Below are 13521 nucleotides of genomic sequence, written 5' to 3' on the forward strand. Positions count from 1 at the left end.
TTACAAGAGCTTCATTATGTAAAAATTTTGAAGTTCTTGTTTTATACAATAACACTAAAATTTTATAATGCTAAAAATTGCCAGACTTTTTCTACTTTCAATTCTAATATACTCATGTTCTAATGATAATAAAGTATTAGTAGACGATTCAGAAGGAAATCATCCAAATTTAATATTAACAAAATCAGCGGTTTCAGAAATCAAATCACAATTAGGTGCTATTCCTATTTTTGATGAAACACTGGCTTTGGCAAAAGAAGAAGTTGATGCAGCAATAGAAAAAGGAATAGATGTGCCAATGCCTAAAGATATGGCTGGTGGATACACACATACACAACATAAATTAAACTATGCTCACATGCAAAAGGCTGGTGTTTTATTTCAACTTTTAGGAGATGAAAAATACGCTGTTTTTGTTAGAGATATGCTCTTAGAATACGCAAAAATTTTTCCAACTTTTGATACGCATCCAGAACCTAGAAGTTATGCAACAGGTAAATTTTTCTGGCAATGTTTAAACGATTCTAATTGGTTGGTATATACAAGTCAGGCTTACGATTGTATTTACGATTGGTTACCAAAAGATCAAACTGCGTATTTAAACAAAAACCTGTTTAGACCTTATGCAGATTTTCTATCCGTTAAAAATCCAAAGTATTTTAATAGAGTGCATAACCATTCAACTTGGGGTAATGTAGCTGTTGGTATGATTGGTTTAGTAATGGATGATGAAGAGCTTATCAATAGATCTTTATATGGTTTAGAAAAAGGAAATGTAGACTTGAACGAAATAGATAATGATGGTGGCTTTATTTATGATAAAGAAGGCAAAGCTGGCTTTTTAGCCAATGTAGATTCGCCATTTTCACCTGATGGATTTTACACAGAAGGTCCTTATTATCAAAGATATGCTATGTATCCTTTTTTAATTTTTGCAGAAGCACTACAAAACAAAAAACCAGATTTAAAAATATTCGATTATAAAGAAGGTGTTTTAATAAAAGCAGTAGATGCTTTATTAAATCTTACAGATTCAGATGGCGAATTTTTCCCCTTAAATGATGGGCAAAAAGGAATGTCTTATTACACATCATCTTTAGTATCTGCAGTAGACATTGCCTACTATTATGGTAATCAAGACCCAAGATTATTGTCTGTTGCTAAAAAGCAAGGTACTGTACAATTAGATGCTACAGGTTTAAAAGTGGCACAAGATTTAAAAGCGGGTAAAGAAGAGCCTTTTGTAAAACAATCAATGATGTTATCAGATGGTTCTAAAGGAGACGAAGGTGGAATAGGTATTTTACGTTATAACAATAAAGATGAAACAATGGCTTTGGTTTATAAATATGCTGCCCAAGGATTAAGTCATGGTCATTATGATAAATTGTCTTTCTCTTTGTATGAAAATGGAGATGAAGTTTTACAAGACTATGGTTTATCACGTTTTGTAAATGTTGAGCAGAAAAATGGTGGAGGTTATTTAAAAGAAAATAAAACGTATGCCAAACACACAATTGCACATAATACAGTTGTTCAAAATGGTGTGTCTCATTACAAATATGATTTTGAAACTGGGAGTAAAAACCATCCAGAGCAATTTATTTTTGACGCCACTGATGCTAAATTTCAAATTGTAAGTGCAAAAGAAAGTAATGCATATCCAGGTACAGAAATGCATAGAACTTTAATTATGATTAAAGATGATGCATTAGAGAAACCTTTTATAGTTGATGTTTTTAATTTGCAATCAAATTCCAAAAATCAATACGATTTACCATTTCATTATTTTGGACAAATTATAGCCACAAGCTTTGATTATACTGTGCCAAAATCGTTAACCACGTTAGGAGATAAATATGGTTACAATCATATTTGGAATGAAGGTAGTGGAACCGCAAATGCAGAAAGTATTCAATTTACTTGGTTAGATAATAGAAGGTTTTACACCCTAACTTCTGCCACAAGTAAAAATGATGAAATTATTTTTGCAAGAGTGGGCGCTAATGATCCTAAATTTAATTTAAGAAAAGACCCTTCTATTATTATCAGAAAAAACAATAAACAAAACACAACATTTGCTTCTATTATAGAATCTCATGGAACGTATAATCCAGTAAAAGAAGTGGCTGCAAATGCATATAGTAGTTTTTCAAATATAGAAGTAATTTCTAGTTATGAAGATTATACAGCCATAAAAGTGGTATTTAAAAATGAAGAGGAGAAACTGCTAATTTTGGCCAATAAAGATAGCAACCCAAATACAGAACATAATTTTAAACTAAAAGACAAAACCGTAAACTGGAAAGGAGTTTACTATTACAAATAATTAAACAATAACAAAATGAAAAGATTTAGTGACAAGTATATCATAGCCAATAAATTAGAGTGGGAAGAACTTGGTGGAGGTGTATCAAGAAAATTTTTAGGCTATGACAATCAAATAATGATGGTTAGTGTAAAGTTCGAAAAAGGAGCTTTAGGTTCTCCTCATCAACATTTTCATACTCAAGCAACCTACTGTGTATCAGGTAAGTTTGAATTTGAAATTGATGGTGTTAAGCAAATTGTAGAAGCAGGTGATGGTGTTTACATAGAGCCAAATTTATTGCACAGTGCAATATGTTTAGAAGAGGGGCAATTAATAGACACATTTAGTCCAGTGAGAGAAGACTTTCTAACAGGTGATGGCCCATCTTATTTTGGAGATAAAGATTAAGCATTACCAAATCAATACATTATAAAAAATATCGTACTGAATTATTACTAGTTCAGATACGATATTTTTTTGACTCAAAAATTGCCAAATTAGAATTTTATTAACCTTTTTTTAAGAAATTACTTGGTAAGTAGCAAAAAAAGATATATGTTTGGTAAACCAGTTTGGTAAACCAGTTGTTTAGGTGACTAAAACTGGGATTCAAAATAAGTTTAGATATTCTGTGAGTCAAATCATTAGAATATATTTTTAATCCAACAATTCAATACATTGACTATGAATTTAAAAATTAAATCAGTCTTATTTACGTTGCTTTTATGCTGTTCTTTCTTGTATGCACAAGAAGAGGTAACAGTAAAAGGTACAGTAACTTCAGAAGCTGATGGTGAACCAATTTTTGGAGCTAACATTCTAGTTCTAAACACAAAAAAAGGTACAGGTACCGATTTTGATGGAAAATTTCAAATTAAAGTAAAAACTGGTGAGATTATTCAAATTTCTTACCTAGGTTTTAAAACTGTTACTATTCCTTATGTGAATCAAAAACAGTTAAACATTTCTTTAGCAGAGGATGCTAGTACTTTAGATGAAATTGTGATTGTAGGTTATGGAGATCAAAGAAAGAAAACTATAACTAGTGCTTTAACAAAAGTAGATGGAGATGATTTACAAAAACAATCTGTAGCCAGAGTAGAAGACGCCCTTAGAGGTAGAGTTGCTGGTTTAAGAATACAAACTGTAGCTTCAGAGGCTGGTGGAGATCCTAAAATTACATTAAGGGGTCCAGGTTCTGTTACAGGATCATCATCGCCATTAATTGTGGTAGATGGTATTGTTTTAGGTACAGATCCAGATATATTAGCTACAATAGATAATAATAACATAGAATCTTTAAGTGTTCTAAAAGATGCTTCTTCTGTAGCAATTTATGGTTCACGTGGTGCAAATGGAGTTATTTTAGTTACTTTAAAAAAGGGAGTTGTTGGTAAAACTTCTTTCTCTTACAATACGTTTACAGGGTATAAGTTTTCTACAAACAACGACAACTTTAACACAACAATTGCTCAAGAAAGAGCAAGATTAAATGGTTTACAAAGTGAAGTAGCTGCTATTTTGCCTTCAAGCCCAAATTTTGATAGAATTAATAGCGATTATAATAATGCATTTGCAGAGTTAGAAGCTATGGATTTTATTGCTTCTTTAGGTGGTGGTGAAACAAATTGGCAAGATGCTATTTTTACAGGTGGTTTTATTAAAAACCATTCTTTTGCTGCTAGAGGTGGTACAGATTTAACTACGTATACTGCTTCTTTAGGAGTTTTAGAAGATCAAGGTATTGCTTTAAAAGATAACTTTAATAAATATAATATTCGAGTTAAGATTGATAGCAAATCAAAAAACAAAAAAATTAAATACGGTGCTAACGTTCGTGTGAACTATAATGATCAAGAAAGATTACCTTCTAGATTTACAGATCCATTAAGACAATTAGGGCACTTACCTTTATATTTAAATGAAGATCATTTAGATTATGTTACACAATTCTCTACAGATGTTGGTGTATCTACAGATGCTGGTAAATTATTCGAAAATTTAGGTGTTGGTAGCTATGGTTTCTCAAGAGCTTTTGATCATGTTTTTACAGTAGATCCTAACAATCCAAGATCAATTTTAAGAGATCCTGTTACAGGTTTGCCAATTGCAAGTCCGTTAACATCTGGTGGATTAACATTATCAACTACTAAGAATGTACATCCTTTAGTTCACTTCTTAGAAAGATCTAGAACTAAGAAAAAATTAGCTTTAAATGCTTCTTCATATATTGATTTTAAATTAGCAAAAGGTTTAAACTTTAGACAAACAGTTTCTGGTGTATTCAGACATAATAAATCTACAGCAGATGACTTTTTCTTTGGTCAAGAAAATAGAGATCAAGAATCTTTTAGGTTTGAAAGAAGAGATGAGCTAAATCAATATGCATTTGAGTCTACATTAAAGTATAAGAGAGAAATTAAGAAACATAATTTTAACGGAATTCTTGGTTTTGAATATACACAGAGAGATTTTTACAGACAAGAATCTGAAGCAGTTGGTTACACTAATGATTTTAACAACAATATAGCATTAGCAGATGGTGGAACAACATATACAGATAATGGTACAGATAAATTAGTATCTTATTTTGGTAGAATCGATTATAGCTATGATGATAAATACTTATTCCAAGTTTCAGCACGTGCAGATGGTAGTACAAGATTTGGATCTGATAATAGATTCGGATTTTTCCCTGCAGCTTCTGTGGGTTGGGTAGCTTCTAATGAAAAGTTTTTAGAAAATAACGACTTTATTTCGTTCTTAAAATTCAGAGCAAGTTATGGTGTATCTGGTTCTAACCAAATATCAAATAACGTTTATGAATCTTTATACAGATTCGAAGAATCTTTTAGTACAATTAGTTACGATCAAAATACGGGTGTTAAGGGTATTACTTTAGCAAATCAATCTTTAGGTTGGGAAAAACTAATAGAATTTAACCCAGGTATAGATGTAACTTTTGCAGGTGGTTTATTTAGCTTAACAGCAGATTATTACATTAGAACAAGTGAAGATTTATTATTATTTGCGCCTGTTTCTGCAACTTATGGTACAGACAACTGGTTACAGAATTTAGGTGAAGTAGAAAATAAAGGGGTAGAGTTAGAATTAAGCTCTAGAGTTATTACTAGAGAAAACTTTAGATGGACAGCCTCTGGACAATTTTCTCTAAACAGAAATGAAGTAAAAAGTTTGGGAAGTAATGAGCAAATTATTTCGAGAATTGATCAAGATACAAGACCAACAGAATTTATAGCAAGAGTTGGGCAGCCAATTACTTCTTTTTATGGTTGGGTTTACGATAGAGAAATTCCTTTAGAGTGGGTAGATAATCCTTTTAACAGATTTAATAATGATTTTGCAGATGTTTACGTAAAAGATTTAAATGGTGATGGTATTATTGATGGGGATGATAGAACAGAATTAGGTAGCCCTTATCCAGATTTTGAATGGGGTTTCAATTCAGATTTCGCATTCTATGATTTTGATCTTTCATTACAATTACAAGGTTCTCATGGAGCAGAAGTTAGAGTGGCAGATTTAGACCAACTTTATTATGCAAGTGAATCTGCAGTAAACGAAGTTTCTAACTTTCCAGATAGAGATTTAACAGTGCACAGAAGGTTTACAGATGATCATATTCAAGATGCTTCTTTCATTGCATTAAGAAATGTAACTTTAGGTTATACTTTTCCAACAGATGTTACTGATAAGCTGAATATTAACAGATTAAGGTTATATTTAACTGGTGAAAATTTATTATTCTTCACAGCTAAAGGTTATGAAGGTTTTAATCCAGAAGCACAAGGTCAAACATCAAATAATGCAAATACACCTTTAACTGCAGGTTACCAAAGAGGAGATGGTCCTATAGTAAGAACAGTATCAGCAGGTATTAACTTTCAATTTTAATTAATTATGAAAAATATATATAAAAATATAATCGTAGGTTTTTCTTTCTTAGCTTTATTGACAAGTTGTGAAACTGAACTAGATTTAAGCAATCCAACTGCTTTATCTTTAGAAGAGTTACTGCAGACAGATGATGGTTTTATTGCACTTTCAAATGGTATTTTAGATGCATACCAAAAAGTGCCTGCAAATGAATTTTACTTAACCGAATTAAGATCAGATAATGTAAGAGCAAATTCAGAGAATGGAAACTTTCCGTTAATTAGTTCTTATAATGTAGATCCTAATAATGGTGATGTTGCAACCTACTACTCAAATAATATGCATACAATTAAGCATGCAAATACTATTATAGATAACAGGTTTTTAGCACCAGAAAGTCAACAATATACTGTTGGTGAAGCTTATTTTATGCGTGCATTATGTCACTTTAATTTAGTAAGAGCTTACCAAAATGTGCCTTACATAGATAAAGTTTTAGACGTAACAAAGAACGAGGCATTAGATTATCCTCAATTACCAGAAGCAGAAGTTTATGAAAAAATTATTGAAGATTTTAAAACTTCTATTGCTTATTTAGATGGTGCAACTGTAGATAGATATCGTCCTTCAAAAGGTGCTGCTATTTGTTTAGCTGCTAAAGCTTATTTAAGTCAGCCAAGTCCTAATTATGGAGAAGCTGAATTATTATTAGCTTCTGTAGTAGAAAACAGCGCTTCTTACAATTACAATCTATTATTTACAGAAAGAAGCAATGCTAGACAGTTTGAGTTTAATGCAGATCCTGCAGATCCAACAAATGATTTACTAACAGATGATGAGTATAATGCAAACTTGGTAATTGACTATGGTAACATTTTTGGTAACGAAATTTCAGATGGTTATACAGATGGTGTTTTAGACGGTTCATGGTCTAACAACCCAGGTTTAGAAATTAACAATGAGGTTATTTTCTCTATTGCTTATGATTTAGTAAGTAGTGATAACTATGTAACTAGTGATAGTGGTTTAGATGATCAAGTAGAAACAGATTCTGAATCTCATAGTTTTGCAATGACTTTACAAGGGCCTTCAAATGGTGTTAATATTGCAACTTTAGAGTTTTTAGATGTAATTAAACCAGAAGAGCAACCAGTAAGATTTTATGCAAGTATAGATGCTTTATCTTATAACCCTGCAGATATTACGAACGATACTTTTAATGCTAAATTTCCTACAGATGGTGAAATTGGTGACAATGATTGGATTGTTTTAAGATATGCAGATGTTCTTTTATTATATGCAGAAGCAATATTAGCTGGTGGAGATTCTACTACAGATACTAGAGCTTTAGCTGCTTTTAACCAAGTTAGAAGAAGAGCAGGTTTAGATGAAGAAGCAATTTTAACAAAACAAGCTTTATTAGACGAAAGACAAGTAGAATTCGTTTATGAAAATCAACGTTTATACGACTTAATAAGATTTAATGAAGCAGATAATGTGTTAGGTACATTCTCAACAAATAATAGTTTGAACTATACAAGTGGTAAGAAATATTTACCATTTCCTCAGAGAGAGATAGATAACTTACCTAACTTTTACAAACAAAATAATGGATACTAAAATTTATATACTTATGAAAAAGCAGATATCTAGATTTACATACATTACATTAACATCACTTTTGTTGTTTGTATCTTGTGTAGATGACGATTTACCAGGAGTTGGAGATCTACCAGATTTCACAAATCCTACTCCATTTTACAATTTTTCAGATGTATCATCATCAGAATTTGATTGTAATGATGTAGAAATTTCAGCAAATTATGATTTTCAATTTCAAGCTGGTTCTAACTTAGCAGTAAATGGTACTCAATATGAGTGGTCTGTTACTCCAGATGCAGGTGTAGTTTTAATCAATAAAGACTTACCAGTTTTAGAACAACAAATAGATGCACAATTAGCTACAGTTGTTGCCATTGAAAATGAAATTGCAAAAATTGAGTTTAAATTACCTTGTGAAACAAATCAGGCAAAAATTGATGTTTTAGAAGCACAGTTGGCAGATTTTAAAGTGCAATTACAAATAGAGCAAGATGCTTTATCAGATGAAACATTAGCAGCAGTTGCAGATTTACAAGCTCAAATAGCAGCTTTACCTGCAGCAACTTTACAAGATCAAGAATTAATTTTCTCTTTTCCTGGACCAGATACTTACACTGTTGGCTTAACAGTTACAGATAATTTAGGAAAATCAGAATATACAGAAAAGTTAATTACAGTAAATCAAGCAGTACCACAAATTCCAGTTCCAGAAATTGGTGAGCCAAGTTTTGAAGACAATAGCTTGTTTGATGGTACAGGAGATGGTAGAGATTCTTGGAGAGCACCTAGTAGTTCAAGGTGGGGTAGTGTGTTTCAAATCAATACAGACACAAACCCAGTAGATGCTCCAAATTTACCAGATGGTAGACAAGCAGCTAAGTTTCCTGCAGATGGTACAAGAACAGGTTATCAAGAAATTGAGGTAACCCCAGGTGCAACTTATGTATTAACTTACTTCAGTGCGTTTGAAGAAAATTCTTTTGGAGATTTAACAGTTTCTATCATTAACACAAATGCAGATAGTTTAGCAGATGCACAGTTAGATGCTAATATTATCGCACAAAGAACAGACAATAACATTGGTAGAGTAGATAATGTTTTTAAGAAACATGCACTTACTTTTGAGGCAGGTACAAATGAATCAGTAATAATTTTATTAAGAGGTTCAGGTGTAGAAAGTAGATTAGATGCTTTTGATATTTCAGTAAAACAATAAAAAACATTTAAAAAAAATTAATAATTATGATAAATAGAAATCACAAAACATTTAAGGCTAGCACTTTAATGCTGTTCTTTATGTTTTTAGGTATTGTCTCATGTTATGATAGTGGTTATGAAGAGTTTACGCCTCCTACAGGAAATGTAAACAATATTCAACCAAGCACATTATTTACTACAAGTCCAAAACCAGATGATAACTTATCTGTAATCTTTAGAAGTTATTCTACAGATGCAGTTTCTTACGCTTGGGATTTTGGAGATGGAGGTAGCTCTGCAGAAGCAAACCCAGATTATACATATGCAGAAGGTGGTTTATTCAATGTAAAATTAACAACTACAAGTTCAGATGGTTTACAAGCAGTAGATTCTGCTTTTGTAGATCCTATTTCTGTAGATTTTTCTTTTACTTCTGTAGATTCTCAAGTTACTTTTACAAACACAACTTCAGGTGCACAGAGTTTAACGTGGGATTTTGGAGATGGTGATACAGTAGAGTGGAATGCAGATGACACACAAAGCGATCCAGATTTTAGCCCAATACATACGTATGCTACAGCAGAAACTTTTGAAGTTACGTTAACTGCAACAACATTTTTAGGTAAACAAGTTTCTGTTACAAAAAAAGTAGAAGGTTTAGTATTAGCTGCAATTCCAGATTTTACATTTACTACAAATTCACTTACAGCAACCTTTACAGATGCTTCTTTATTAGCAGTTTCTCATAGTTGGGATTTTGGTGACGGATCAACATCAACAGAACAAAACCCATCACATACGTATGCACAATTAGGTACTTACGATGTAACTTTAACTATTACAAATAGTGCAGGTGTACCAAGAACAATTACAAAACCAGTACCTGTAGGTGGTGTAAAAGCTACTTTCAAGGCTATTGTGTTAAATGGTACTGCAAATGATTGGACAGCCTCTACAGGTGACAATGCTGATGCTTGGGATATGACTCCAAACTCAACAATTAAAGATAATTCAGGTGCAACTGTAGATAGCCCTTATAGAGCTATTTGGTATAATAAAGATTTAAATGATTATATCGATGCTACTTACTGTACAAGTGAGCAGCCAGGTTCTACCAGTGATGGTAATAAATTCGGACCAAATGCAGGTGGAGGAAGAGGAGTAAAACTAAGTAATAGCTGTAGAAGATTGTATCAAGTTGTAGCAGTAGAGCCAGGAGTAGAATACACCTTTACTATTGACACAAGATCAGAAGCAGCAGGTATAAACACAGAAGTATTTATTTTAAATAAAGAAATTACAACAGAAGTAAATATTGAAGATCATGCAGATGGTTATTTCGATATTACTAATGATTTTAACTCTAGCAAGAGTTCATCAAGCAATGATACTTTTACAACTACCAGTTTTGTTTTCAAAGCAACATCTAATACAGCAGTAATTTATGTTAGAGCTTTAAAAGCAGTAGATAGCAGTAACGAAGTGTTTATTGATAATATTGATATTATTACCCCAGGTTTTTAATAATATTGGTTTTTGCTGTATGAAATTTTAAAAAAAGTATAAATTTCATACATTTTAATAAAATGGTACCATATAATGGTAGTTTTCAGTACGTTTGTGCTCTTAAATTAAACTACAATTAAATATCATTTAATAAGCTATTAACCTTAAAAAATTTAGGAAATGAAGTTAGAAACACTCGCAAAATTAGACCAATCTAAGATTCAGAAGAGTATTATTTCACAAATTCGTGATTTAATAAACTTTAAGAATTTAGAACCTGGAGACAAATTACCATCTGAAAGAATGCTTTCAGAAAAATTTGGAGTTTCTAGAAGTAATATTAGAGAGGCTATAGAAAAGCTTGAGTTTTATGGGTTGTTAAAATCTATTCCACAAAGTGGAACTTTCGTTGCAAATATTGGGGTAATAGCTATGAATGGTATGATAGAAGATATTCTACGTTTAGAAGATCCTGATTTCAAATCATTAGTAGAAACAAGAATTTTATTAGAATTAAAAACAGTAAGGTTAGCAGCTACTAGAAGAACAGAAGAAGATTTAGAAAATATTGAGGAGGCATTATATGCTTATAAAGAAAAAGCAATAAATGGTCAAGATGCTGTACAAGAAGATTTATTATTTCATTTAGCTATCGCAAAAGCAAGTGGAAACAGCACAATGAATACATTTATGTTAATTATAATTCCAGAAATCATTACAAATTTTCAAAAATATCATGTTTGTGATGCTGGCTTAACCAAAAGAGGTATTGATGATCATCAAGCAATTTTTGATGCCATTAAGAATCAAGAACCTCAATTAGCAAAACAAAAAATGAAAGAGCACTTTAGAGAGCTTTATCAATACTGTTATAGCAGTTAAAATAAACAAATAGAATGAAGATAAAAGGATTACGTTGGTGGGTTGTAGGGCTAGTAGCTTTGGCTGCAGTTATAAACTACATAGATAGACAGGCTTTTGGAGCTTTATGGCCAGACATTGCTAAAGAATTATTTCCTGATATGACTTCAGATGAAACGAAGCTTATCTATGGTACTATTTCTGCTGTTTTTATCTTGTCTTATGCTGCAGGTCAAACAATCTTTGGAAAAATCTTTGATTGGATTGGTACTAGAATAGGATTTGCACTATCAATAGGAATTTGGTCTCTAGCAACAATGGTTCATGCATTTGCTAAAGGAATGATAAGTTTTTCGATTTTTAGATCTATTTTAGGAATAGCAGAAGCTGGTAACTGGCCAGGTGCTGCAAAGGCCAATGCAGAATGGTTTCCTACGAAAGAAAGAGCTTTTGCTCAAGGAATATTTAATTCTGGAGCAGCTATAGGTGGTATCGTAGCTTATCCAATAATAGGTTTACTTTCTGTTTATTTATCATGGCAAGCTATATTTGTTTGTGTTGGTTTGGTTGGTCTTTTATGGTTAGTACCTTGGTTGTTTATCGTTAAATCATCACCAGACAAACATCCTTGGTTATCAGAAGACGAAAAAAAATACATTCTATCTGGTCAAAGAAATGAAGATGCTGATAAAGATGGTAATTTTGAAGAAGGTTATAATCCTAGTACAGGAAAATTATTAAAACATAAAGAAAGTTGGGGCGTAATTATAGCTTCAGCTGCAATAGATCCTATTTGGTGGTTATTCATTGTGTGGATTCCTATCTACCTTAACGAAGTATTTGGTTTAGATGTAAAAGAAATTGCATTTTCTGCATGGGTACCTTATGTTGGTGCTATGCTTGGTGCTTGGTTTGGAGGTCTTTTGGCTCAGAATAGATTAAGTAAAGGATGGTCTGTAGACAAAACACGAAAAATGGTAATTACATTAGGTTGTTTAGTTATGATTCCTTGTTTCTTTTTATTGAAAGCTCCTGGATCTGCTATAAATGCAGTTATTATTATGGCAGTACTTTTATTTGGTTTCCAAATAGCAATTGGTAACGTTCAAACTTTACCAAGTGATATGTTTAGTGGAAAAGTAGTAGGAACATTATCTGGATTTGCTGGAACAGCAGCGAAATTAGGAGCCTTTGGACTTACAATATTAGTACCTATGTTAACTACAGGAGGTAATTATACTTCAGCTTTTTTAATAGGAGGAGCTTTAGCAATAGTGGCATTATTAGCAGTTTGGGTATTATGTCCTAAAATTGAACCAATCAAAGAATCAAAATAAATTAAAATCAGTTCATAAAATTATATAAATATTAGAAAAATGAGTAAAGCGCAAGGACAATTAGCAATAGTAACTGGAGCCACAGGTGGTATAGGTTTTGCAGTTGCAAAAAGATTAGGAAACGAAGGGTATACAGTTATTTTAAATGGGATAGATGATGATGCTGGTGCTGAAAGATTAAAAGAACTTAAAGCTGATGGTATTGAGGCTGATTATTATGGGTTTGATGTAACTGATGAAAATGCAGTAACTTCTAACATTACTAAAATTGGTGAAAAATACGGTAAAATCGATGTATTAGTTAACAATGCAGGTGGTTTAGGAGGTAGATCTCGTTTTGAAGAGATGACTACAGATTTCTATAGATTTGTAATGGCATTAAATCTAGATTCTACATTTTTTGCTTCAAGAGCAGCCATTCCTTTCTTAAAGAAGAGCGATAATCCATCAATTATTAACTATACATCTAATGCAGGTTGGAATGCAGGTGGCCCAGGTGCTGGTATCTATGGTACTTCTAAGGCAGCTGTACATGCTATTACAAGAGCTTTAGCAAAAGATTTAGCTGAGTATCAAATTAGAGTAAATGCTGTATCTCCAGGAACAATTGATACAGATTTTCATAAACAAATTAAGTCTACTAAGCCAGAGGTATTTAAATCTTGGGCAAATAACATTATGTTAGGTAGATTAGGTCAGCCAGAAGATGTTGCTGGTGTAGTTGCATTTTTAGCAAGTAAAGATGCTGCTTTTATCACTGCAGAAACTATTCAAGTTGGTGGTGGTCAAGCATTAGGTATCTAAGACCAA

9 protein-coding genes are annotated in these 13521 nt (G+C 32.1%); all 9 read left to right on the forward strand.

The annotated features are described in order from the left end of the window. Nucleotides 1-67: 67 nt before the first annotated feature. The 9 genes from MED152_RS09760 (at nucleotide 68) to MED152_RS09800 (ending at nucleotide 13515) form a co-directional block, all read left to right on the forward strand. Entirely contained in the window at nucleotides 68-2329 is a 2262-nt protein-coding gene (locus MED152_RS09760) for an alginate lyase family protein (RefSeq protein WP_015481708.1), read from the forward strand. A gap of 15 nt (nucleotides 2330-2344) precedes the next feature. Continuing rightward, nucleotides 2345-2719 (forward strand): cupin domain-containing protein, encoded by a 375-nt coding sequence (locus tag MED152_RS09765; protein WP_015481709.1) that lies wholly within the window; start codon nucleotides 2345-2347, stop codon nucleotides 2717-2719. A gap of 276 nt (nucleotides 2720-2995) precedes the next feature. Continuing rightward, the gene (locus MED152_RS09770; RefSeq protein WP_015481710.1) at nucleotides 2996-6226 is read left to right on the forward strand and encodes a TonB-dependent receptor; all 3231 of its coding nucleotides are present in this window, start codon (nucleotides 2996-2998) and stop codon (nucleotides 6224-6226) included. 6 nt (nucleotides 6227-6232) lie between these two features. Beyond that, entirely contained in the window at nucleotides 6233-7828 is a 1596-nt protein-coding gene (locus MED152_RS09775) for a RagB/SusD family nutrient uptake outer membrane protein (protein WP_015481711.1), read from the forward strand. 13 nt (nucleotides 7829-7841) lie between these two features. Continuing rightward, nucleotides 7842-9026: a hypothetical protein gene (locus MED152_RS09780; RefSeq protein ID WP_238559138.1), complete on the forward strand. Its 1185-nt coding sequence runs from the start codon at nucleotides 7842-7844 to the stop codon at nucleotides 9024-9026. 26 nt (nucleotides 9027-9052) lie between these two features. Beyond that, nucleotides 9053-10531, forward strand: coding sequence for a PKD domain-containing protein (locus MED152_RS13420; RefSeq protein WP_015481713.1), 1479 nt, complete (start codon nucleotides 9053-9055; stop codon nucleotides 10529-10531). A gap of 162 nt (nucleotides 10532-10693) precedes the next feature. Continuing rightward, nucleotides 10694-11395: a FadR/GntR family transcriptional regulator gene (locus MED152_RS09790; protein ID WP_015481714.1), complete on the forward strand. Its 702-nt coding sequence runs from the start codon at nucleotides 10694-10696 to the stop codon at nucleotides 11393-11395. Nucleotides 11396-11409: 14 nt separating this feature from the next. Beyond that, the gene (locus tag MED152_RS09795; protein WP_015481715.1) at nucleotides 11410-12711 is read left to right on the forward strand and encodes an MFS transporter; all 1302 of its coding nucleotides are present in this window, start codon (nucleotides 11410-11412) and stop codon (nucleotides 12709-12711) included. Between the two features lie 39 nt (nucleotides 12712-12750). Beyond that, on the forward strand, nucleotides 12751-13515 hold the full coding sequence (locus MED152_RS09800; RefSeq protein WP_015481716.1) for an SDR family NAD(P)-dependent oxidoreductase: 765 nt from the start codon (nucleotides 12751-12753) through the stop codon (nucleotides 13513-13515). The last annotated feature ends 6 nt before the right edge of the window (nucleotides 13516-13521 follow it).

It is taken from the genome of Polaribacter sp. MED152, assembly GCF_000152945.2.
Taxonomy (GTDB): Bacteria; Bacteroidota; Bacteroidia; order Flavobacteriales; family Flavobacteriaceae; genus Polaribacter.

Bases quoted from the DNA above. Each gene is read 5' to 3' on its own strand.
- MED152_RS09760 (WP_015481708.1), top strand. From the start codon at position 68: ATGCTAAAAATTGCCAGACTTTTTCTACTTTCAATTCTAATATACTCA.
- MED152_RS09765 (WP_015481709.1), top strand. From the start codon at position 2,345: ATGAAAAGATTTAGTGACAAGTATATCATAGCCAATAAATTAGAGTGG.
- MED152_RS09770 (WP_015481710.1), top strand. From the start codon at position 2,996: ATGAATTTAAAAATTAAATCAGTCTTATTTACGTTGCTTTTATGCTGT.
- MED152_RS09775 (WP_015481711.1), top strand. From the start codon at position 6,233: ATGAAAAATATATATAAAAATATAATCGTAGGTTTTTCTTTCTTAGCT.
- MED152_RS09780 (WP_238559138.1), top strand. From the start codon at position 7,842: ATGAAAAAGCAGATATCTAGATTTACATACATTACATTAACATCACTT.
- MED152_RS13420 (WP_015481713.1), top strand. From the start codon at position 9,053: ATGATAAATAGAAATCACAAAACATTTAAGGCTAGCACTTTAATGCTG.
- MED152_RS09790 (WP_015481714.1), top strand. From the start codon at position 10,694: ATGAAGTTAGAAACACTCGCAAAATTAGACCAATCTAAGATTCAGAAG.
- MED152_RS09795 (WP_015481715.1), top strand. From the start codon at position 11,410: ATGAAGATAAAAGGATTACGTTGGTGGGTTGTAGGGCTAGTAGCTTTG.
- MED152_RS09800 (WP_015481716.1), top strand. From the start codon at position 12,751: ATGAGTAAAGCGCAAGGACAATTAGCAATAGTAACTGGAGCCACAGGT.